The organism is Pseudonocardia petroleophila, from assembly GCF_014235185.1.
Taxonomy (GTDB): Bacteria; Actinomycetota; Actinomycetes; order Mycobacteriales; family Pseudonocardiaceae; genus Pseudonocardia; species Pseudonocardia petroleophila.
The window spans coordinates 1911701-1931969 of record NZ_CP060131.1; the positions used below are offsets into that span (position 1 = coordinate 1911701).

A 20269-nucleotide genomic window follows, 5' to 3' on the forward strand; every position below is an offset into this window, starting at 1 on the left:
CGACAGAGAGTCGTGGAGCAGCCACTTCGACGACCGACCGCACCGCTGCGGCGCACCCTCGTGTGGGCGCAGCTGATCCTCGCCGTCGGGGTGGTCCTCGCGGCCGTGGGCGTGGGACACCTCGTGCAGTCCCGGGTCGACGCGCGGGCCGCCGCGACGACCGAGTGGCAGGAGGTCGTCACCCCGTCCGCCGGGCCGTCGGTCACCGGAGGGGGCGCCGCCGGTGACGGGTCGCTCGCCGCGCTCGGCACCCTGCTCGTCGGATGGACGCTGGTGGCGTGCGTCGGCACCGTCGGCCGCCGTCGCCTCGACGAGAGCGAGAGCGACCGCTGGGCGGCGGACTGGGCGCGTGTCGAACCGGTGTGGAGCGGACGCGTCACCGAAGGGTTCTAGGTGTACTGATCGGAGACGTTGGTCGAGGTCGTGTGACGACACGGTCTGACTGATCTTGATAGGTGAGGACCCCCTGGGGTGGTGTGGAGCTGTCTGACGGCACCCACACCACGACCCAGGAGGTCCTCACCGTGCACGCTAACGCCGCGCTGACCCCGACCGCACGACTACGGCTGGGGAAGCTGGTCGTCGAGCAGGACTGGCCCGTCGCCCGGGCTGCGGAACGGTTCCAGGTGTCCTGGCCGACGGCGAAACGCTGGGCCGACCGGTACGCCTGCGAGGGCGAGGCCGGCATGCAAGACCGGTCCTCCCGCCCGCACCACTCACCCTGCGCGACGCCGGCCCCGGCGGTGCGCAAGGTCGTGCACCTGCGCTGGAAGCAACGCCTGGGGCCGGTCGGAATCGCCGCGATCCTGGGGCTGTCGACCTCCACGGTGCACCGCATCCTGACCTCGTGCCGGATCAACCGGCTCTCCCACCTGGACCGGGCCACCGGGGAACCTGTGCGCCGCTACGAACATCCCCACCCCGGCGACCTGGCCCACGTGGATGTGAAGAAGCTGGGCAACATCCCCGACGGCGGCGGATGGCGCTTCGTCGGACGCGCCCAAGGCAAGCGTCATCGGGCCGCGACCCCGGGCAAGCCGCGCAACCGTCACCACCATCCCAAGATGGGCACCGGCTACCTGCACACCGTCCTGGACGACCACTCCCGCGTCGCTTACACCGAGATGTGCGACGACGAAACCGCCGCCACCGCGGTCGCCGTGCTGCACCGGGCAGTGGCCTGGTTCGCCGCCCGCCACGTCACCGTCCGGGCGGTCCTGACCGACAACGGCGCCTGCTACCGCTCACACCTGTGGCGCGAGGCCTGCGCCGAGCTTGAGATCCGCCACCGCCGCACCCGCCCCTACCGCCCGCAGACCAACGGCAAGGTCGAACGGTTCCATCGGACCCTGGTCGAGGGATGGGCGTTCCGCCGGCTCTACGCCAGCGAAACCCACCGCCGCAAAGCCCTACCGGGCTGGATTCACGAGTACAACCATCACCGACCCCACACCGCCTGCGGCGGACACCCACCGATCACCAGATTGACTAACCTGTCCGATCAGTACATCTAGGGCCGGGGGTTCTAGCTCGCCTTCCGGTCCTGCGGGTCGACGATCTCGCCCTCGATGACCGGCGTGCCGGGCGGGGCGGGCTCGTCCACGACCGTCCCGTCGACGACAGTGCCCTCGGAGCGGATCCGGGCCGTCCGGAGCCCCGGGGACCGCTGCTCCGCCGCCTTCACCAGCCGCCTGCGCACGAGCGCGCGCGTGGGCGGCAGCACCAGCAGCAGCCCGGCCAGGTCGGTGACCAGGCCCGGGACGAACAGCAGCACCCCGCCCGCGGCCACCAGCAGGCCGTCGGTGACCTCCGCGTGCGCCACCCGGCGGTTGTTCACGGCCTCGGCGAGCGCCTGCGCGGCCCGCACCCCCTCCCGGCGGGCGAGCCAGAGCCCGAGCAGGGAACCGGCCAGCAGGACCACGATCGTCCAGCCGAGACCGATCACCGAGCCGAGCGCGACGAGCGCGACGATCTCGACGACGAGGTACAGGAGCACGAACGGCATACCCCCACAACGCACGAGGGGCCGTTCGTGCTCCCGTCGATCTGTCACGACTTGGTGTCACCTCACCAGCGCGTGCCCCGGGGCGAGGCGCCGGTCCGGGTCGAGCCGGTCGCGGACGGCGAGCAGCCGCGCGCGGTCGGCGTCGTCCCACAGCCGGCCGACCCGCTCCGGGCCCGCCGAGCCGAGGAAGTTGAGCAGGGCCCCCCGGGCGGCCCACGGGGCCATCCGGTCGACGACGGACTGCGTGATCGCGGGCATCGTCTCGGCCAGCGGGCCGGCCGTCGGGCCGAGCGCGAGCAGCGAGAACGCGGCGTCGCGACCCGCGACGGCGTTGGGCACCGCGGCCGGCCGCCCGACCGCCCCGCCGAGATGGCGCAGCTCCACCATGATCAGCGGCACCGCCACGTCCGGTCCGGCGACGGCGAGCAGCTCGTCGACGGCCGCGGCGGGCAGCTCGCGCAGCGTCGTACCGCGCTCCCAGGTCGGCATCGGGTCGGTCGGGTCCATGTGGATGGAGTCGACGGCCGCGTAGGGCATGTCGGCGACCAGGTCCAGCACCGCGGGGGCCGCCGCGCGCATCGGGGCGAGCAGCGCCGCGCCCTCGTCGGCCGGTCCGAGGTGGGCGAACCGCAGGTGCACCACGAACCGGCCGCGCAGCGGTTCGGGCAGCTCGGGCAGCGGGGGCAGCCGCAGCAGCGCGACCGACGTCGTCGTCTCCTCGGGCAGCGTGCCGACCCAGGTGCGGTAGGCGTGCAGCACGTCGGCCGCGGCCTCACCGGGGAAGAAGATCCCGCCGCCGTACAGGGTCGTGACGGGGACCAGGTCGAACTCCAGCTCCGTGACGATCCCGAAGTTGCCGGAGCCGCCGCGCAGCGCCCAGAACAGGTCAGGGTCGCCGTCCGCGTCGACGCGGCGGATCGCGCCGTCCGCGGTCACGAGCTGCACGGACCGGACGTGGTCGGCCGCGAAGCCGTGGCGCCGCGCCAGCGGGCCGAGCCCGCCGCCGAGGGTGTAGCCGACGACCCCCACCCCGCTCGACGAGCCGCTCAGCGAGGCCAGCCCGAACGGCGCCGCCGCGTCGATCACCTCGCGCCAGCGCACCCCGGCCCCGACGCGCGCGGTGCGGGCCGCCGGGTCGACCGCCACCGCGGACATCCGCCGCGTGCTGACGAGGACGGTCCCGGCCAGGTCGGAGGACAGGCCGTGCCCGGTGGACTGCACCGCGACCCGGAACCCGTGCTCCGCCGCCCAGCGCACCGCGGCGGCGACGTCCTCGGCGCTCGTGGCGCCGACGACCAGCGCGGGCCGCGGGGTGTGGGTGGTGTTGAACGCGGCGACCTCGTCGGTTACCCGGGGGTCGGCGCCGTCGAGCACCGGTCCGACCACCCGCAGGGTGTGCAGGGAGGCGGTCACGACACCCGCTCCATGTCGAAGGCGATGTCGCTGCCGGTCAGCGACGTGACGGTGACGGTCACGTCGAAGGAGCCGGTGGCGTCGGTGGCGCTGCAGGTGAGGACCGCGCCGACGGTGCCGTCGAGGTCGTCGGGGCAGTCGGCGGTGGCGGCGCCGAGCTGCGACACGATCTGCTGCTCGACGGCGTCGGCGGGGGCGGACGTGCCGCACGCGGTGAGGAGGGTGAGCCCGGCGGCTCCGGCGAGCAGCAGTGCGGCGCGGAGGCGGGGGTGGGACGTGGTCATCGGGGTCTCCGGTTCGGTCCGGCGGCCGGGTCGGCTGCCGTGGTGGGACCACCGTGGATCGCCGCCCTTGCGGGGGGCGGGGGACGACTTGCGAGCGGCTAGGGAGCGCCCAGTCCGGCGAGGTCCGCGCGGGCCCGCTCGGCCCACGGGTCGCCCCCCAGCGCGGTGTCGACGCGGACGGCCTCAATGAGGTGCGCGCGGGCCGCCGCCACGTCACCCGCGCGGGCGGCGAGGCGCCCGAGCACCCCGTGCACCGAGCCCCATGCGGCGTTGGCGGTGCCGGCGACGACCAGCTCGGCGGCCTGCGGGAGCAGCTCGCGGTAGAGCCGGCCGGGATCGGGGGCCCCGAGCGCGGCCGCCACCTCGCCCCACGCGCAGAGCAGGAAGTCGGTGCTCCAGTCGACCGGGATCTGCACGTCGGTGCGCGCCAGCAGCCGCCGAGCCTCCTCCGGCTCGCCGACCTCGACGAGCGCGAGCAGCGCCACCGGTCGCAGCGCGGCGAACTCGTGCACGGTGCCGTCCAGGAGCTCGGCCACCACCTCGTCGAGCCTGCCCTGGCCGCGGCGCACGGTCATCCGCTGCACGAGCCGGCACCAGTTCGCGCCCCACAGGCTCGTCCGCCCCTGCAGCGCGTAGGCCTCCTCGGCGTGCTTCTCGGCGTCGTCCCACTCGCCGCGCAGCGTCGCGTGGCCGGCCTCCTGGTAGCTCACCTGGGCCCGCAGCTCGGCGAGTCCCAGCTCGGTGGCCAGCCGGGACGCCCGGGCCAGGTCGGCGCGGGAGAGGTCCAGCTCGGTGAAGCGCAGGGCGAGCGCGGCGCGGTGCAGCCGGGCCACGGCCTCGGTGTGGACGGGCAGCCCGGAGCCGACCAGGGCGAGCGACTCGTCGAGCGCGGCCCGGCGGGCGGCCTCCTCGCCCGGCACCCAGCCGGCGAGGTAGAAGTTGTTCAGCGCCCGGCCGAGCAGCGGGACGTCGCCCAGGTCGCGGGCGAGCCGGGCGGCCTCGCGGGCGGCGTCCATGCCCTCGGCGCGCCGGTCGGTGTAGCACAGCTCGCAGGCCAGGGTGCCGAGCAGCTCGGCGCGCCGGACGCCGTCGCCCCCTCCGCTCCCGGTGCCCGCGAGCAGGTCGTCGATCCGGGCGATGACGGTGGGGTCGCTCGTGCCGTAGGCCCGCCAGTTCCACAGCGCCACCCCGCCGAAGACGCCCGTCGCCTCGGCCGCGCGGTCGGCGTCGCCCGCCTCGGTGGCCAGCGTGATCGCCCGCGAGAGCGCGGCCTGCGCCCCGACCAGGTCGCCCGCCGCCCGCAGGTCGCGGCCCAGCGCGATCAGCAGCTCCAGGGCGGTGTCGCCGTCGGCCAGCTCGACGGCCCGGGCCAGGTGCCCGGCCGCGGTGGCGTGCGCGAACCGGTCGCGCGCCGCGTCGGCCGCGGCGATCGCGTGCCGCAGCGCCGTGCCGGCCCCCGCGAACGGGCCCGCGAGGTAGGAGTGGTGGGCGAGCGCGTCGAGGTTCCCGGCCACCGGCAGCCCCTCCAGCGCCTGGGCGATGCGGCGGTGCAGCCGGGCCCGCTGCAGCCGCGTCAGCCCGGCGACGATCGTCTCGCGCACCAGTTCGTGGCCGAAGCGCCACACCCAGCCGTCGCCCTCCTCCACCACCACCCCGGTGATGACGGCGGGCTCCAGCAGCGCGGCGATCTGCTCGGCGTCGACCTCGGAGGCGGCCTCCAGCACCCCGAGCGGGAACTCCCTGCCGATCACCGCGGCCATCGTGAGCAGCGCCCGGGTGTCGGCGGGCAGCCGCCCGAGCCGCCGCTCCAGCACGTCGCGGACCGAGGCGGGGATGTCGGCGGGGTGGGCGGGCGCGAACGACGGCGCGTCGAGGCGGCGCTCGCTGCGCAGCAGCTCGATCAGCTCCACCAGGAAGAACGGGTTGCCCTCGGTGCGCCGGCGCAGCTCCCCGGCCAGCGCCGGGTCGGCGAGCCCGCGGTCGACGAGCAGCTCGGAGACCTCCTCGACCGGCAGCCCGCCGAGGCGCAGCCGGGTGACCGACCGCTCCCTGGCCAGGTCGGCGAGGGTGTGGACGAGCGCGTCGGTGCGCTCGTCGGCGGTGTCGCGCAGCGTGGCCAGCACGAGCACGGGCGCGGCGGCGATCCGCCCGACGAGGAAGCGGAGCAGGTGCAGCGACAGCGGGTCGGCGCCGTGCAGGTCGTCGAGGACGACGAGCAGCGGGCGCTCCCGCGCGGCGGCGAGCAGCGCGGCGGCGATGTCCTCGAACAGCTCGGCGCGGCGGGTGTCGGAGTCACCGGGCCCCGCCGTCGTCGCGCCGGCGTCGGAGCCGAGCGCCCGGAGCACCTGGGTCCACGGCCACAGCGCGGGGGCCGCGGCCTCGTCGGCGCAGCGGCTCCACGCGACCCGCGCCCCGAACGCCCCGGCGGCGGCCACGGCCTCCTCGGCCAGGCGGGTCTTGCCGATCCCGGCCTCCCCGCCCACCAGCACGACGGCCCCGGATCCGTCCGCCGCGGCGGCCAGCCGCCCGACCAGCGTCGAGAGCTCGGCGCGGCGCCCGACGAACCCGGCCCGGCGCGGCGGCTCGACGGGGGCCGGATCCGCCGGGACGGGCGCGGGGGCGGGGCGCGGACCGTCGACGGTCGCGTCCTGCGTGAGGATCGCCTGCTCGAGGCGGCGCAGCTCGGGGCCGGGGTCGATCCCCAGCTCGTCGCGCAGCAGCTCGCGACAGGTGGTGAACGCGCGCAGGGCGTCGGCCTGGCGCCCGGTGCGGTAGAGCGCGAGCATCAGCGACCCCCACAGCCGCTCGCGCAACGGGTGCACCGCGACCAGGCGCTCCAGCTCCGCGACCGCGCTCTCCGGCCGCCCGTCGGCGAGCATCGCCTCGACGTGGCGCTCCAGGGCCACCGCGCGCAGCTCGGCGAGGCGGGCCCGGTCGGCGGTCACCGCAGCGCGCTCGCCGTCGCCCAGGTCGGAGAACGGCTCGCCGCGCCACAGCGCCAGCGCCTCCAGCAGCAGCGCGTCGGCCTCGGCCGGGCGCCCCTCGGCCAGCCGGCGCTGACCGTCGGCGAGCAGCCGCTCGAACCGGACGACGTCGAGGTCGTCGACGACGAGGAGGTAGCCAGGCGGGCGGGTCAGCAGGACGCGCGGCGCGGCCCGCGGGGCCCGGTCCGGCTCCAGCAGGCGGCGCAGCTGGGAGACGTAGGACTGCAGGGTCCCGGTGGCGGTGGCGGGCGGCTCCCCGGCCCAGAGCGTCTCGTTGATGCGGTCCAGCGGCACGACCCGGCCGTGGTCGGCGAGCAGCAGCGTGAGCAGCGCGCGGAGCTTCGGGCTGCCCAGGTCGACCGGCCGCCCGCCGGACACGACCTCCAGGGGTCCGAGCACCCGGAACTGCACGGGAGCAGGGTAGGGGGCTAGAGCGTCAGCTGCCACGTGCCCGGCTCCAGCGGCACGAAGCCCAGCTCCACCATCATCCGCCGGCCCGCGGGTTCGGTCGTCTCGGCCATGAGCACGGTGCGGCAGCCCTCGGCCCGCTGCGCGGCCATCACCTGCGCGGCGAGGCGCCGCCCGTGGCCGTGGCCGAGGTGCCGCTCGGGCACGCCGCCCCCGACGACCCGGGCCACCGATCCCGTCCGGAGCACCTCGATGACGGCCTTGGGGTCCTCGCCCGCCGGGTCCGTCAGGTCCTCCAGGGTGTACCGGACGGTGCCGTCGGGGGCGGTGCCCTGGCGCGGAGTGCGGCGCATGAGGTGCGACTCGGCCCCGGTCGTCATGCCTGCAGTCTGCCGCGCCGACTTGCGGGCGGCTTGCGGCGCGCTGGTGCCGCGGGACGCAGTGCGCGTCAAGCGCCGGCGCGCACGATCCCGACATGACCTCGACAGATCCGTCCATCCGCACGTCCAGCGACTCCTCGGCCGGCCCGGGCAACGACGTCCGCGGCTTCCTGCTGATGCACGACCAGATCCGCGCCGTCGTCCCGGAGGCGGCCCGTCACGTCCGGGCGCTGCGGGCGGGCGACCGCCGGGCCGCCCGGGCCCTCGTCCGCTGGTGGGCGGTGTTCTCCCGGGCCCTGCACCACCACCACGTCGCCGAGGACACCGAGCTCTGGCCGCTCGTGCTGACCACCGCCCCCGAGCTGACCGCCGAGGTGCAGCGGCTGGAGGCCGAGCACGTCCCGCTCGACGCCGACCTCGCCGCCGTCACGACGGGGCTGGCCGAGCTCGGGACGCTGACCGGGCCCGACTTCGCCTTCGCCGCCGACCGGCTCGCCACGGCGATCGCCCGCCTCGACACCTACCTGCGCCGCCACCTCGCGTCGGAGGAGGAGCTGGTGCTGCCCGTGATGCGCCACCGGATCACCGCCACGGACTGGGCGGCGCTGGAGGCCGCACTGGCCGAGCAGGGCCACGGGCGGGACACGTCGGTGCTCCTGCCGATGTTCCTGGCCTACTCCGAGCCCGACCGCGTCGCGTTCCTGCGCGAGCAGCTGCCGGCGCCGGTCCTCGTGCTGCACGACCTCGTGCTGGGCCCGAGGTACCGGCGCCTGCTGCGGAAGCTCCCGGCCGCTACCAGGTGAGCGCGAGCCCGGGGTCGGTGAGCAGCGCGCCGACGTCGGCGAGGAAGCGGGAGCCCTGCTCGCCGTCGACGAGCCGGTGGTCGAACGACAGCGCGAGCTGGCACACGGTGCGCACCGCCAGCTCGCCGTCGACGACCCACGGCGTCGGCTTGATGGCGCCGACGGCCAGGATCCCGGCCTCGCCCGGGTTGAGGATCGGCGTGCCGGTGTCGACCCCGAACACCCCGACGTTCGTGATCGTGAACGTGCCGCCCGCCATGTCGGCCGGCGGCGTCCTCCCCGACCGCGCGGTGGCCGTCAGCTCGCCCAGCGCCGACGCCAGCTCGCGCAGCGTGAGCGTGTCGGCGTCGCGGACGTTCGGCACGATCAGCCCGCGCGGGGTGGCCGCGGCGATCCCGAGCTGCATCCGGTCGAAGTAGACGATCTCGCCCGCGGCCTCGTCCCAGCGCGCGTTGAGCTCCGGGGTGCGCCGCGCGGCCAGGCACACGGCCTTCGCGACGAACGCCAGCGGCGTCAGCTTCACCTCGGCGTACTCGCGCGTGGCCCGGAGCCGGTCGCGCAGGGCCATCGTGGCGGTGACGTCGACGGCGAGGAACTCCGTGACGTGCGGTGCGGTGAACGCGCTGCTCACCATGGCCGCCGCTGTGTGCTTGCGGACGCCGCGGATCGGCTCGCGCCGCTCCCCGCCGGTGGAGGAGGCGGGGGCGCGGACGGCCGGTGCGGCGGGCGCGGCGACGTGCGCCTGCACGTCCTCCCGCGTGATCACACCCCCCGCGCCGGTGGGCGTGACGGCCCGCAGGTCGACGCCCAGGTCCCGGGCGAGCTTGCGCACCGGCGGCTTGGCGAGCGGCACGACCGACCCGGCGAGAGCGGTCGGGGGCGGGGGCGCCGGCGCCGGGGGCGGTGGCAGGGCGGCGGCGGTTGCAGCATGGCCACCTTCACGCAACGGCGCTGCTTGAAGGTGGCCTTCCTGCAACGGGGACGGGGACGGGGCCGGGGCGGGGCCGGGGGCCGGGGCGGGTGCGGGCGTGGCGGGGGCCGGGGCGCCGCGGCGGGGGCGGCGGGTCTGGGCACCGGGGCGCGGGCCGTAGCCCACCAGGTTGGCGATGCGGCCGTCCTTGCCCGGCTCGCCGATCTTCGCGCCCTGCTCCTCCTCCACCGGGGCCGCGGCGGCGGCCGGGGCCGCCTCCGCCGTCTCGATGCTGATGATCGGCGCCCCGACGGCGACGGTCTGGCCGGGCTCCACCAGCAGCTTCCCGACGGTCCCGGCGTACGGCGACGGCAGCTCGACGGCCGCCTTCGCCGTCTCGATCTCGCACAGGATCTGGTTGACCGTGACGACGTCGCCCGCCGCCACGTTCCAGGTGACGACCTCGGCCTCGGTCAGCCCCTCGCCGACGTCGGGCATGGCGAACTCACGCAGCATCGCCGGTCACCAGCCCATCGAGCGGTCGACGGCGTCCAGCACCCGGTCGAGGTCGGGGAGGTAGTCCTCCTCGCACTTCGACGGCGGGTACGGGGTGTCGAACCCCGTCACCCGCAGCACCGGCGCCTCCAGCGAGTGGAAGCACTCCTGCTGCACGCGCGCGCACACCTCCGCGGCCACCGACGTCTCCGACGGCGCCTCCGCGACGACGACGAGCCGCCCGGTGCGCCGCACCGAGTCGAACACCGGGCCCAGGTCGAGCGGGGACAGCGTGCGCAGGTCGATCACCTCGATGTCGTGGCCGTCGGCGACCGCGGCCTCTGCGGCCTCCAGGCAGGTCTTGAGCACCGGGCCGTACCCGGCGAGCGTGAGCGACGAGCCGGGCCGCGCGACGCGGGCGCTGTGCAGCGGCTGCGGCTCGGCGGAGACGTCGACCTCGGCCTTCTCCCAGTACCGCCGCTTGGGCTCGAAGAAGATCACCGGGTCGTCGCTGGCGATGGCCTGCTGGATCATCCAGTAGGCGTCGACCGGGTTGGAGCAGGCCACGACCTTCAGCCCCGCGACGTGCGCGAACAGCGCCTCGGGCGACTCGCTGTGGTGCTCGACGGCCCCGATCCCGCCGCCGAACGGGATGCGCACGACCACCGGCATCGGCACCTTGCCCTGCGAGCGGAAGTGCAGCTTCGCGAGCTGGGAGACGATCTGGTCGTAGCCGGGGAACACGAACCCGTCGAACTGGATCTCGCACACCGGCCGGAAGCCGCGGATCGCCAGGCCCACCGCGGTGCCGATGATGCCGCTCTCGGCGAGCGGGGTGTCGAGCACGCGCTGCTCGCCGAAGTCCTTCTGCAGCCCGTCGGTGACGCGGAAGACGCCGCCGAGCTTGCCGACGTCCTCTCCCATGATCAGCACCTTCGGGTCGCGCTCCATCGCGGCGCGCAGCCCGTCGTTGATCGCCTTGGCCAGAGTCAGGACGGCCATGTCAGACCCCCTCGAAGGACGCGTGGTAGGCCAGGAAAGCCTCGCGCTGGGCGTCGACGGCGGGCGAGCCCTCCGCGTAGACCTGCGAGAACATCCGGTCCGGGGCGGGCGCCGGCATGTCGACGCAGTGCTGGCGGAACCGGGCGGCGAGCGCGTCGGCCTCGGCCTGCACGCCGTCGAAGAACTCCGGCTCGACGCCGAGCGAGCGCACCAGGTGCACCCGCACCCGCTCGATCGGGTCCTTGAGCTTCCACAGCTCCAGCTCGTCGGCGAGGCGGTAGCGGGTGGGGTCGTCGGAGGTGGTGTGCGCGTCCATCCGGTAGGTGAACGCCTCGACGAGCACCGGCCCGTTGCCGGTGCGGCACTCCTCCAGCGCCCAGCGGGTGACGGCGAGGCAGGCGATGACGTCGTTGCCGTCGACGCGGATGCCGTCGAAGCCGTAGCCCTGCGCGCGCTTGTAGAGCGGCACGCGGGTCTGCCGCTCGGTGGGCTCGGAGATGGCCCACTGGTTGTTCTGGCAGTAGAAGACGACCGGCGCGTCGTAGACCGCGGCCCAGACGAAGCCCTCGTGCACGTCGCCCTGCGAGGTCGCGCCGTCGCCGAAGAAGCAGATCGTGGCCTCGCCGTCGTCGCCGCCGACCCTGCCCTCGAACTTCTGGCCCATCGCGTACCCGGTGGCGTTGAGGCACTGGTTGCCGATGACGATCGTGTAGAGGTGGAAGCCCGCGGCCTTCGGGTCCCAGCTGCCGTGGTCGGTGCCGCGGAAGATGCCGAGCAGGTCGGTCGGGTCGACGCCGCGGGTCCAGGCCACCCCGTGCTCGCGGTAGGACGGGAACGCCATGTCCTGGGGCGCCATCGCGCGGCCGGCGCCGATCTGCGCGGCCTCCTGGCCCAGCAGCGGCACCCAGATCCCGAGCTGGCCCTGGCGCTGCAGCGCGTTGCCCTCGCGGTCGAACCGGCGGACCAGCACGAGGTCGCGGTAGAGGTTCTTGAGCATCTCGACGTCGACGTCGGCTGCGTAGGCGTCGAAGCGGGGGTCGGGCACCCGCTCGCCCTCCGGCGTGAGCAGCTGGACCAGGTCGGCGCCGCCCTCGTCGGTGCCCTTCAGCCCGGCGACGACGTGGTCGTGGCCCGGGTGGGAGTCGGTGGACGTGGGTGGCGTCCAGTCCTGAGGTGTGGACACGGGTGCTCCTCGCGGTGTCGGCCCGCGTCCGGTTCGTGGCGGGCGCGGGACGGGGTCGTCCGGCGCGCGCGGGCCCGGGGTGTGGGCCCGCGCACGTGACGGATCTTCCCCGCCATCCTGACACGAGGAGGCGGCGATGCGGGAGCGTCCGCGGAGGAGTCCCGGTGGATCAGGCCCCGTGCTCGCGCGGCCCGGGCTGCGGCGGCCGGAAGTCCGACCCACCGGGCTGCGCCGGCGGGTTCACCTGGGTCGGGGCGTCGTGGCCGTACGCGGTGGGCTGACCGTAGGCGGGGTTCTGGCCGTAGGTGCCGTGGCCGTTGCCCGCGGCGCCGGGGCCGGACGGGATGCCCGCCGCACCCTTCGCCTTCTTCGCGACCCCGTCGATCTGGGTGCGGTACTTGCCCTTGGTCTGCTTGTCGACGAACGCGGCCGCCTGGTCGAGGTACTTCCCGGCCTTGTCGGGGTTGCTCCTGGCGTAGCGGCGGGCCGCCTCTGCGGCCGTGGCGAGGGTGGCGAGTCTTCTGAACAGGGACATCTGTTCACGGTACCCATCCCGAACGGTGATCACTCTCCACCGGACGTGCGTGACGGAGGGTCATTTCACACGACCGCAACCACTCCAACGTGTCATCCGGGTGACCTGATGGCACCATGCCGCCGGTACTCACACCACCGTGGAGGTCCCCATCGTGTTCCGTCGCACCATCCCTGCGGCCGTCTCCGTCGCCGTGCTCACCGTCGGGCTCGCCGCCTGCGGCGGAGGGGGCGACAGCGCCGCTCCCGCCGCGGAGGGCGGTGTCGAGCTCACCAACCCGGGCCAGCTGACGTGGTGCACCTCGCTGCCCTACGAGCCGTTCGAGTTCCAGCAGGGTGACCAGGTGGTCGGGTTCGAGGTCGACCTCGTCGCCCTGATCGCCGAGCGCCTGAACGCGACCCCGACCGTGGTCGTCACCGCGTTCGAGGGCATCCAGTCCGGCACCGACCTCACCGTCGGCACCTGCGACCTGGCCGCCGCCGGCATGACGATCACGCCGACGCGCGAGGAGAACTTCGACTTCTCCGAGCCGTTCTTCGACGCCACCCAGGCCCTGCTGGTGCGTGCCGACTCCGGCATCACGACCGCCGAGCAGCTCGCCGGGCGCAACGTCGGCGTGCAGAACGGCACCACCGGCGCCGACTACGCCGCGGCCAACATCCCGGGCGCCAACCTCGTCACCTTCGAGGACCTGGGCCTGCTCACCACCGCGATCCAGACCGGTCAGGTCGACGCCGTGATCCAGGACAACGGGCCGCTGCTCAGCTTCGCCACCCAGAACCCCGAGTTCGCGGTGACCACCGAGTTCGACACCGGTGAGCAGTACGGCATGGGCGTGCGCACCGGCAACACCGCGCTGCTCGACGTCGTCAACGAGGTGCTGGCCACGTCCCGGACCGACGGCACCTACGACGCCGCGTACGAGAAGTGGTTCGGCACCGCGGCGCCGGCGAACTGAGCACGCCGTGGCCCTGACCCGACGGCAACGCGCCCGCCTGTCCCGGGGGATCCAGTACGGCATCGCGATCGCCGTCGTGGTGGTGGTGGCGTTCACCGCCGACTGGGGCGTCATCGCCAGGACGTTCTTCAACGTCGAGGTGGCGGCCGGGCTGTTCCCGGCGGTGATCACGACCGCCCTGCTCAACACGCTGACGTTCACCGTGCTGGGCTTCGCGCTCGCGCTGGCCCTCGGGCTGGTGCTGGCGCTGATGCGGCTGTCGTCGCTCGGGGTGTACCGGTGGGTCGCGACCGTCTACATCGAGTTCTTCCGCGGCCTGCCGGCGCTGCTCATCTTCATCGCGATCGGGTTCGGCGTCCCGCTGGCGTTCCAGGTCCAGCTCGACCGCCTGGTGACGATCACGGCCGCGCTGGGCATCGTCGGCTCGGCCTACATCGCCGAGACGATCCGGGCCGGCATCCAGGCGGTGCCGAAGGGTCAGGTCGAGGCGGCCCGGTCGCTGGGCATGTCCCCGGCCCGGACGATGGTCTTCGTCGTGATCCCGCAGGCGTTCCGGATCATCCTGCCGCCGCTGACCAACGAGCTGATCCTGCTGACGAAGGACTCGTCGCTGGCGTTCCTGCTGGGCACGACGCTGACCCAGCAGGAGCTCGCCCAGTTCGGCCGGGCGGCGCTGAACCAGAACCCCGGTCTCACGCCGATCCTCGTGGTCGGCCTCTGCTACCTGATCATCACGCTGCCGCTGTCGTTCCTGGCCCGTCGCCTGGAGCGCCGGTTCGGCAGCGCGGGCAACCCGCAGGGAGTGGACGTATGAGCGACGCGGCCGTCGTGATCACCGGACTGCACAAGTCGTTCGGGTCGCGCGAGGTGCTCAAGGGCATCGACCTGACGGTCCCGCGCGGTGAGGTGCTGTGCATCATCGGCCCGTCCGGCTCGGGCAAGTCGACGCTGCTGCGCTGCGTCAACGTGCTGGAGGAGCCCACCAGCGGCACCGTCGTCGTCGACGGGCGGGACATGACCGACCCGGACTGCGACATCGACACCGCCCGCCGCAGCGTCGGCATGGTGTTCCAGTCCTTCAACCTGTTCGCCCACCTCGACGTGCTGGCCAACCTGACGCTGGCCCAGCGCCGGGTGCTCGGGCGGAGCAGGGCCGAGGCGGAGCAGGTCGCGCTGGCCAACCTCGAGAAGGTCGGCCTCGCCGGGCGGGGCAGCGCGCAGGCCGGTCAGCTCTCCGGCGGCCAGCAGCAGCGCGTGGCGATCGCCAGGGCGCTGTCGATGGACCCCGACGTCATGCTGTTCGACGAGCCCACCTCCGCGCTGGACCCGGAGCTCGTCGGCGACGTCCTCGGCGTCATGCGCACGCTCGCCGCCGAGGGGATGACGATGCTGGTGGTCACCCACGAGATCCAGTTCGCCCGCGAGGTGGCCGACCGGGTGCTGTTCATCGACGACGGCCGGATCGTGGAGATCGGTCCGCCGTCGGAGGTCATCGGCAACCCCCAGCAGCAGCGGACCAGGGACTTCCTGGCCCGGGTGCTGCAGAAGGCCACCTGATCAGGGCGACGGGTTCCGCTCCGCGTCGCTGCGCAGGATGCAGAACTCGTTGCCCTCCGGATCGGCGAGCACGACCCAGCCGGTGCCGTCCGGGAGGCGCCGGTCGTCGACGGTCACCGCGCCGAGTTCCAGCAGGCGGGCCAGCTCGTCGTCGCGGGTGCCGTCGACGGGCTGCAGGTCGAGGTGGATGCGGTTCTTGACCTGCTTGCCCTGGGGCACCTCGATGAACAGCAGCCGCTGGGTGCCGTCCGGGGCGAGGATCAGGCACTCCTCGTCGCCGGGCGCGTCCGGGTCGTCGGGGTCACGGACCCAGCCGAGGACCGACGCCCAGAACACCGACTGCGCGTAGGCGTTCCGGGCGTCGACGGAGGTGTGCGAGATGCGGGCGACCATCGCGCCCGACGCTACTTGCCCAGGAACTCCAGCAGGGCGGCGTTGAACTCCTCCGCGTGCGTGGCGTTGATCGCGTGCGGGCCGCCCTCGATGACGACGAGCTCGCTGTCCTTGATGGCCTCGGCGCTGCGCTTGCCGCTGACCTCGAACGGCACGACCGCGTCGGCGTCGCCGTGGATCACCAGCGTCGGGATCGAGACGGCGGCGACGTCCTCGCGGAAGTCGGTGCGGCCGAACGCGGTGATGCAGTCGAGCGTGCCCTTCGGCGACGCGCCCGCGGCGATGGCCTTGGCGTAGAGCCGCTGGTCCTCGCTCGTCTTCAGCTCGCCGTTCGCCGAGAAGAAGGTGGTGGTGAACTCCTCCAGGAACGCGAGCCGGTCGCCCGTCACGCCGCCCTGGAACGCCTCGATGGTGGCGTCGTCGAGCCCGCCGTCGGGGTTGTCGTCGGACTTGTAGAGGTACGGCGGCACAGCGGCCGCCAGCACGGCCCGGCTCACGCGGCCGTTGTCGCCGTGCTTGGCGACGTAGCGGACGACCTCGCCGCCGCCCATCGAGAAACCGACCAGTGCGGCGTCGGTGACGTCGAGGTGCACGAGCAGCGCGTGCAGGTCCTCGGCGAAGGTGTCGTAGTCGTAGCCGTCCCACGGCTGCGACGACTGGCCGAAGCCGCGGCGGTCGTAGGTGATGACGCGGTAGCCGGCGTCGATCAGCGCGGGAACCTGGGCCTCCCAGGAGCGGCCGGACAGCGGCCAGCCGTGGATGAGGACGACCGGGCGGCCGGAGCCGTGATCCTCGTAGTACAGCTCGATGGGGGTGTCGTTCTCGGTGCCGACGTTGACGGTGGCCATGCGGATCCCTCCGTACGAATCTGTCGTGCGCGACCTAACGCGCCTCTGTGGAGGTGTAACCGAGAGCGACGGCCGGTAATCCCGATCTCCCGCATGGTGGGAGCCCCGCGGTAACGGGCCGGAACGGGTTCCCGAGTGTCCGGTCATGACCGACCTGCAGCCCGTCCACGTCGGACCCGACGGCGGCGAGAGCGTCTTCCTCGTCGGCGACACGTACACCACGCTGCTGTCCGGGGCGCAGACCGGAGGCGCGTTCACGCTGCTCGAAGCCCTGGTCATGCCGGAGGCGGGACCCCCGCCGCACGCCCACCACGGCGAGGAGGAGACCTTCGTCCTGCTCGACGGGACGATGTCGTTCACCGTCGGAGGCGAGACCCACGACGCGTCGGCAGGGTCGGTGGTCTTCGTGCCGCGCGACGTCGCCCACAGCTACCGCAACACCGGCGACGGTCCCGCGCGCATGCTCTTCCTGTACAGCCCGGCCGGGATGGACGGCATGTTCCCGGAGATCGGGCGCCCCGGCCGACGCGGCGAGCTCCCCCCGCCGCTCGACCTCGCCGACATCGCGGCGATGGCCGGCGTCGCCGCGAAGTACCGCTTCTCCTTCGTCGACGTCTGAGCCCCGTCGGTGCCCGAGCCTCGTCGACGGCCGAGCCTCACCGCTGGTCCAGCTCCGGGGCGAAGCCGTGCCGCAGTGCCGCGACCGAGGTGGGCGGGGTGAGCACCGTCAGCTCCCCGGCCGGGCGCAGCGCGGGGTCGCGCCAGCCGCCGGGGGAGAAGGCGAGCAGCCGGTCGCCGAGCACCAGCCGGGGCCCGTCGGTGACGACGACGGTGCCGTCGGGCACGTCGGTGCCGCGCCAGGTGCGGCGGTCGCGCGCCCGGTCCAGCCCCCGCCCGGGGCGCAGCCGCTCGGCGGCGAGCGCCCGGTTCAGGTCGCCCGCCCGGACCGGCGCCCCGAGCGACGCCGCCACCGCCTCCCGGTAGGCCAGGTAGGCGGCGTGCCGGCACTCCCCGCAGGGGCGGTGCCCCGCGGCGAGCGCCACGGCGTCGTCGAGGAAGAACACCGGCGTCCAGCGGCCGGGCCGGGCGAGCCCGACCCGGCGGTCCCGGAACCGGGTGACGCAGGTGATCCACAGGTTCCCGCGGTGGTGCCGCACGAGCGCGCCCGCGCCGTCGACCAGGCACCCGCGGTTGCCGGTGAACATCCCCCGTGCCGGGTCGGCGTGCAGGTCGCCCCAGGGGTCGACGCGGTTGCGCCGGGTCACGACCGGGCCGTCACGATCGGGCCGTCACGATCGGGGCAGGCGGCCCATCAGGAAGAACTCCGGGTTGGGCCGCAGCGCGGTGAGGTGGGCCAGCCGGTTGGACATCGCGAACAGCGCGGTGATGGCCCCGATGTCCCAGATCTCGTCCTCGGACAGCCCGGCGAGGCGGGCGTCGTCGAGCTCGGCCTCGGTGAGGGCGGCCGAGTCGGTGGCGATCAGCAGGGCGAGGTCGACGATCGCGCGCTCCCGCGGCGACAGCGCCACCCCGAACGGGTTGGTGGCGACGCGGTCGGCGATCTCCGGGTCCTTCGTGCGCACCCGCAGGATCGCCCCGTGCGCGACGACGCAGTAGGTGCAGCTGTTCGCCCCCGACGTGGCGACGACGATCAGTTCGCGCTCGGCCTTGCTCAGTCCGTCGTTCGACTCCATCAGCGCGTCGTGGTAGTCCAGGAACGCGCGGAGCTCGCGCGGCCGCCTGGCCAGTGCGCGGAAGACGTTGGGGACGAACCCCGACCTCTCCGCGATCGCCCCGATCCGCTCGCGCAGGTCGTCGGGCATGTCGGCCAGCTCCACGTGTCCGAACCGGCTCACCTCGTGCGTGTCTCCCATGGCGTCCGACCGTACTGCCGAGGACGATGTGCAGCCATGGACGTACCGGAGGAGATCGGCCACTCGCTGACGGACTGGTGCGCGCGGCAGATCCCGGAGGGGGAGCGCGAGCACCGCCGGATCGGCTTCGTCGTGCGCGACGGGACCGTGACGATCAGCGACCGGCGCGCCCCGGCGCAGCCGGAGCTCGACGTGGAGTGGAGCAGCACGCCGCTGGCCCGCCTCCACCTCGACGACGCGGGCCACTGGACCCTGTACCGCCCCGACGGGCGCGGCTGGACCCGGACCTCCGACGGCCCGGACCCGATCGCCCTGCTGGAGGCTCAGGCCCCGGCCTGACCCACCGCCGACACGGCCCCGGCCGCCCGCGCGGCCGGGTTGAACTGCACCACCCGGGCCGTCGGCCCGCTGTCGGTGGTGCGCCCGCGGATCACCAGCGCCGCGGCCCGCTGCAGCACGCTGAGCAGCGACGGCGAGCCCTCCGGCTGCTCGTCGGGGGCCACCACCGCGATCATCCGCGGGGCCACCGCCGTGAGCAGCAGCCGCTCGACGCCGAGCTGGGCCGCCCCGACCACGACGACCACGTCGGCGCTGTCGGGGGCGGGCAGCGTGCCGAGCAGGACGTCGCTGCGGGTGAAGCAGGCCAGGCCGTAGGAGCCGGAGTCGCGCTCGTGCAGCTCGTCCCAGGCGGCGGCCAGCGCCGGCGCCGTGGCCCGCAGCCTGCGCAGCAGCGTGGTGCGGCGCACCTCGTCGCGCAGCTCCCGGCGGGCCGCGCCCAGCGCGTCGACGGCCTCCTCGTAGGCGTCGGCGTCGTAGCGGCGCAGCGCGTCGACGGCGCGCCGGTGCTCCGGGGCGGTGACGGTGACGGCGGCCCGGTCGGCCAGCTGGTCGGCGAGCAGGCCGAGGCGGTGCTCCGCCTCCGCGGCCGACCCGTTCTCGGCGTAGTCGAGGATCGCGGCCGACACCCGGGCCGCGGAGTCGACGTCGGGCACGGACAGCGGCGAGTCGGTGGCCAGGAACAGCACGTCGTGGCGCAGCGCCCCCACCGAACGGGCCGCGTTGGCGACCAGCACGAGGCGCTCGGCGAGCGCGGACAGGTCGCCGGGGCCCCTCGGCGCCGGGACGCCCATCTCCGTGCAGCCGGCGACGATGCGGCCCATGCGCTCGGTGAGCTCCAGGTGGTCGAGGACGCGCAGCACGTCGGGTGCGGTGACGGGCTCGCGGTCGGCCACGCGGATGCGCCGCAGTACCGGCTGCACGTCGCGCTGCACGGTGGGCCGGAAGTACGCGCGGGTGCGGCCGCCGGACTCGAGGAACTCGTAGTAGTTGCAGAGCAGGTCGACGGCGTCGGAGGAGAGCGGGCCCTGGAAGGTGACCGGCGGGGCGTTGCGGCGGGCGTGCACGATGGTGGCGGCCTGCGCGACGTCCTCCTGCGTCCGGTCGAAGGTGGCCCGGTGCCGGGTGTGGATCAGGTGCCCGAGCAGCTCCCACTCCCACGGGAACTGCCGGCGGGAGCCGAGCGCGTCGAGCCGCGCGGTGACGCAGCGGGCGATCGAGGTGACGGCCTCGCGGCGGTCGGGTTCCACCCGCGCCAGCAGCGCGGGCACGACCGTGACCTCGTCGTCGGGGCGACCGGAGCGGAGGGCCTGCTCGCAGAGCCTGCGGACCTCGTCGGCCGACGGCAGCGCGTCGGCGGCGGGGAGGTCCTGCCCCGCCCGGGCCCGGGCGGCCGCGGTGGAGGTGGCCAGCAGGCGGCGCAGCTCGCGCAGCTCGGCGTGCGGGATGTCGGGGAGCGCGTCGACCGTGCGGCCGGTGGCCACGCCGATCCGGACCTCGTCGAGCTCGGCGTCGGTCTCGGCGGTGACGACGACGCGCCTGCCGTCGGCGACCAGCGCCGAGACGGCCGTGGCGACCTCGGCCGGGCCGGCCTCGTCGAGGACGACGAGCGCGGTGCTGCGCATCGCCGGCACGACCGATGTCGGGTCGTCGGCGGGGTGGCGCTGGGCCGGCGGGACCTCCGCGACCGACGCGGCGAGCGCCTCGGCGAGGCGGCGCAGCCCGGGGGGCGTGGAACCGGCGCGGACGACGGCGCCGATCTGCTCCCTGGCCCGCGCCGTCGTGGGCTCGTCCTGGGCCGCCGCGGCGAGCCGGTCGACGAACACCAGGAGGTCCTCGGCGTCCTCTCCAGCAGCTACGCGGGCGTGCGCGCTCCCGGGTCCGACATCCATCACCGCGGT

At 74.5% G+C, this 20269-nt stretch carries 22 protein-coding genes; 8 read left to right on the plus strand and 14 right to left on the minus strand.

The window, feature by feature from the left end:
• Window positions 1-12: 12 nt before the first annotated feature.
• Window positions 13-393, plus strand: coding sequence for a hypothetical protein (locus H6H00_RS09635; RefSeq protein ID WP_185720954.1), 381 nt, complete (start codon window positions 13-15; stop codon window positions 391-393).
• A gap of 131 nt (window positions 394-524) precedes the next feature.
• Window positions 525-1514 carry an IS481 family transposase gene (locus H6H00_RS09640; RefSeq protein ID WP_185722293.1) on the plus strand — a complete coding sequence of 330 codons (990 nt, stop codon included), beginning with the start codon at window positions 525-527 and terminating at the stop codon, window positions 1512-1514.
• A gap of 11 nt (window positions 1515-1525) precedes the next feature.
• On the opposite strand, the gene H6H00_RS09645 is transcribed toward H6H00_RS09640, so the two are convergent.
• From H6H00_RS09645 to H6H00_RS09665, 5 genes are all read right to left on the minus strand, one after another.
• The gene (locus H6H00_RS09645; RefSeq protein WP_185720955.1) at window positions 1526-2005 is read right to left on the minus strand and encodes an FxsA family protein; all 480 of its coding nucleotides are present in this window, start codon (window positions 2003-2005) and stop codon (window positions 1526-1528) included.
• A gap of 57 nt (window positions 2006-2062) precedes the next feature.
• Window positions 2063-3418, minus strand: coding sequence for an FAD-binding oxidoreductase (locus tag H6H00_RS09650; RefSeq protein WP_185720956.1), 1356 nt, complete (start codon window positions 3416-3418; stop codon window positions 2063-2065).
• Window positions 3415-3702 carry a DUF4333 domain-containing protein gene (locus tag H6H00_RS09655; RefSeq protein ID WP_185720957.1) on the minus strand — a complete coding sequence of 96 codons (288 nt, stop codon included), beginning with the start codon at window positions 3700-3702 and terminating at the stop codon, window positions 3415-3417. Before H6H00_RS09655 ends, H6H00_RS09650 begins: the two co-directional genes overlap by 4 nt.
• A 98-nt stretch (window positions 3703-3800) precedes the next feature.
• Complete coding sequence (locus tag H6H00_RS09660) at window positions 3801-7097, minus strand: ATP-binding protein (RefSeq protein WP_185720958.1); 3297 nt, start codon at window positions 7095-7097, stop codon at window positions 3801-3803.
• Between the two features lie 17 nt (window positions 7098-7114).
• A complete protein-coding gene (locus tag H6H00_RS09665; RefSeq protein WP_185720959.1) occupies window positions 7115-7474 on the minus strand; it encodes a GNAT family N-acetyltransferase in 360 nt (119 codons plus the stop codon).
• Between the two features lie 95 nt (window positions 7475-7569).
• Here H6H00_RS09665 and H6H00_RS09670 point away from each other — a divergent pair, with 95 nt between their 5' ends.
• Window positions 7570-8277 (plus strand): hemerythrin domain-containing protein, encoded by a 708-nt coding sequence (locus H6H00_RS09670; RefSeq protein ID WP_185720960.1) that lies wholly within the window; start codon window positions 7570-7572, stop codon window positions 8275-8277.
• Here the strand turns inward: H6H00_RS09670 and H6H00_RS09675 are convergent.
• The 4 genes from H6H00_RS09675 to H6H00_RS32805 all read right to left on the minus strand — a co-directional run bounded on the left by H6H00_RS09675 (window position 8267) and on the right by H6H00_RS32805 (window position 12402).
• Window positions 8267-9703 (minus strand): dihydrolipoamide acetyltransferase family protein, encoded by a 1437-nt coding sequence (locus tag H6H00_RS09675; protein ID WP_185720961.1) that lies wholly within the window; start codon window positions 9701-9703, stop codon window positions 8267-8269. The genes H6H00_RS09670 and H6H00_RS09675 overlap by 11 nt on opposite strands.
• A 6-nt stretch (window positions 9704-9709) precedes the next feature.
• Window positions 9710-10684, minus strand: coding sequence for an alpha-ketoacid dehydrogenase subunit beta (locus H6H00_RS09680; protein WP_185720962.1), 975 nt, complete (start codon window positions 10682-10684; stop codon window positions 9710-9712).
• Between the two features lies 1 nt (window position 10685).
• A complete protein-coding gene (locus H6H00_RS09685) occupies window positions 10686-11867 on the minus strand; it encodes a thiamine pyrophosphate-dependent dehydrogenase E1 component subunit alpha (RefSeq protein WP_185720963.1) in 1182 nt (393 codons plus the stop codon).
• Window positions 11868-12036: 169 nt separating this feature from the next.
• Window positions 12037-12402, minus strand: a complete 366-nt coding sequence (locus H6H00_RS32805) for an antitoxin (RefSeq protein WP_185720964.1) — start codon at window positions 12400-12402, stop codon at window positions 12037-12039.
• Window positions 12403-12541: 139 nt separating this feature from the next.
• Here H6H00_RS32805 and H6H00_RS09695 point away from each other — a divergent pair, with 139 nt between their 5' ends.
• The 3 genes from H6H00_RS09695 to H6H00_RS09705 are packed head-to-tail and all read left to right on the plus strand — an operon-like array spanning window position 12542 to window position 14917.
• Window positions 12542-13360, plus strand: a complete 819-nt coding sequence (locus H6H00_RS09695) for an ABC transporter substrate-binding protein (protein WP_255425662.1) — start codon at window positions 12542-12544, stop codon at window positions 13358-13360.
• Between the two features lie 7 nt (window positions 13361-13367).
• On the plus strand, window positions 13368-14174 hold the full coding sequence (locus H6H00_RS09700) for an amino acid ABC transporter permease (RefSeq protein WP_185720965.1): 807 nt from the start codon (window positions 13368-13370) through the stop codon (window positions 14172-14174).
• Entirely contained in the window at window positions 14171-14917 is a 747-nt protein-coding gene (locus H6H00_RS09705) for an amino acid ABC transporter ATP-binding protein (RefSeq protein ID WP_185720966.1), read from the plus strand. Before H6H00_RS09700 ends, H6H00_RS09705 begins: the two co-directional genes overlap by 4 nt.
• Here H6H00_RS09705 and H6H00_RS09710 read toward each other — a convergent pair whose 3' ends face one another.
• Window positions 14918-15310, minus strand: coding sequence for a VOC family protein (locus H6H00_RS09710; RefSeq protein ID WP_185720967.1), 393 nt, complete (start codon window positions 15308-15310; stop codon window positions 14918-14920).
• A gap of 11 nt (window positions 15311-15321) precedes the next feature.
• On the minus strand, window positions 15322-16158 hold the full coding sequence (locus H6H00_RS09715) for an alpha/beta fold hydrolase (RefSeq protein ID WP_185720968.1): 837 nt from the start codon (window positions 16156-16158) through the stop codon (window positions 15322-15324).
• Window positions 16159-16303: 145 nt separating this feature from the next.
• On the opposite strand from H6H00_RS09715, the gene H6H00_RS09720 reads away from it, so the two are divergent.
• Window positions 16304-16777, plus strand: coding sequence for a cupin domain-containing protein (locus H6H00_RS09720; RefSeq protein ID WP_185720969.1), 474 nt, complete (start codon window positions 16304-16306; stop codon window positions 16775-16777).
• A gap of 37 nt (window positions 16778-16814) precedes the next feature.
• Here the strand turns inward: H6H00_RS09720 and H6H00_RS09725 are convergent, their stop codons facing one another.
• Complete coding sequence (locus H6H00_RS09725) at window positions 16815-17423, minus strand: hypothetical protein (RefSeq protein WP_185720970.1); 609 nt, start codon at window positions 17421-17423, stop codon at window positions 16815-16817.
• 24 nt (window positions 17424-17447) lie between these two features.
• The gene (locus H6H00_RS09730) at window positions 17448-18032 is read right to left on the minus strand and encodes a peroxidase-related enzyme (RefSeq protein ID WP_185720971.1); all 585 of its coding nucleotides are present in this window, start codon (window positions 18030-18032) and stop codon (window positions 17448-17450) included.
• Between the two features lie 36 nt (window positions 18033-18068).
• On the opposite strand from H6H00_RS09730, the gene H6H00_RS09735 reads away from it, so the two are divergent.
• A complete protein-coding gene (locus tag H6H00_RS09735; protein WP_185720972.1) occupies window positions 18069-18371 on the plus strand; it encodes a DUF3024 domain-containing protein in 303 nt (100 codons plus the stop codon).
• On the opposite strand, the gene H6H00_RS09740 is transcribed toward H6H00_RS09735, so the two are convergent.
• Window positions 18356-20260 carry a hypothetical protein gene (locus H6H00_RS09740; protein ID WP_185720973.1) on the minus strand — a complete coding sequence of 635 codons (1905 nt, stop codon included), beginning with the start codon at window positions 20258-20260 and terminating at the stop codon, window positions 18356-18358. The genes H6H00_RS09735 and H6H00_RS09740 overlap by 16 nt on opposite strands.
• Between the last annotated feature and the right edge of the window lie 9 nt (window positions 20261-20269).

Coding starts and splice junctions, on each gene's coding strand:
- H6H00_RS09645 (WP_185720955.1), bottom strand. CDS start 2,005: ATGCCGTTCGTGCTCCTGTACCTCGTCGTCGAGATCGTCGCGCTCGTC.
- H6H00_RS09655 (WP_185720957.1), bottom strand. CDS start 3,702: ATGACCACGTCCCACCCCCGCCTCCGCGCCGCACTGCTGCTCGCCGGA.
- H6H00_RS09665 (WP_185720959.1), bottom strand. CDS start 7,474: ATGACGACCGGGGCCGAGTCGCACCTCATGCGCCGCACTCCGCGCCAG.
- H6H00_RS09670 (WP_185720960.1), top strand. CDS start 7,570: ATGACCTCGACAGATCCGTCCATCCGCACGTCCAGCGACTCCTCGGCC.
- H6H00_RS09675 (WP_185720961.1), bottom strand. CDS start 9,703: ATGCTGCGTGAGTTCGCCATGCCCGACGTCGGCGAGGGGCTGACCGAG.
- H6H00_RS09680 (WP_185720962.1), bottom strand. CDS start 10,684: ATGGCCGTCCTGACTCTGGCCAAGGCGATCAACGACGGGCTGCGCGCC.
- H6H00_RS32805 (WP_185720964.1), bottom strand. CDS start 12,402: ATGTCCCTGTTCAGAAGACTCGCCACCCTCGCCACGGCCGCAGAGGCG.
- H6H00_RS09705 (WP_185720966.1), top strand. CDS start 14,171: ATGAGCGACGCGGCCGTCGTGATCACCGGACTGCACAAGTCGTTCGGG.
- H6H00_RS09710 (WP_185720967.1), bottom strand. CDS start 15,310: ATGGTCGCCCGCATCTCGCACACCTCCGTCGACGCCCGGAACGCCTAC.
- H6H00_RS09715 (WP_185720968.1), bottom strand. CDS start 16,158: ATGGCCACCGTCAACGTCGGCACCGAGAACGACACCCCCATCGAGCTG.
- H6H00_RS09720 (WP_185720969.1), top strand. CDS start 16,304: ATGACCGACCTGCAGCCCGTCCACGTCGGACCCGACGGCGGCGAGAGC.
- H6H00_RS09730 (WP_185720971.1), bottom strand. CDS start 18,032: ATGGGAGACACGCACGAGGTGAGCCGGTTCGGACACGTGGAGCTGGCC.
- H6H00_RS09735 (WP_185720972.1), top strand. CDS start 18,069: ATGGACGTACCGGAGGAGATCGGCCACTCGCTGACGGACTGGTGCGCG.
- H6H00_RS09740 (WP_185720973.1), bottom strand. CDS start 20,260: ATGGATGTCGGACCCGGGAGCGCGCACGCCCGCGTAGCTGCTGGAGAG.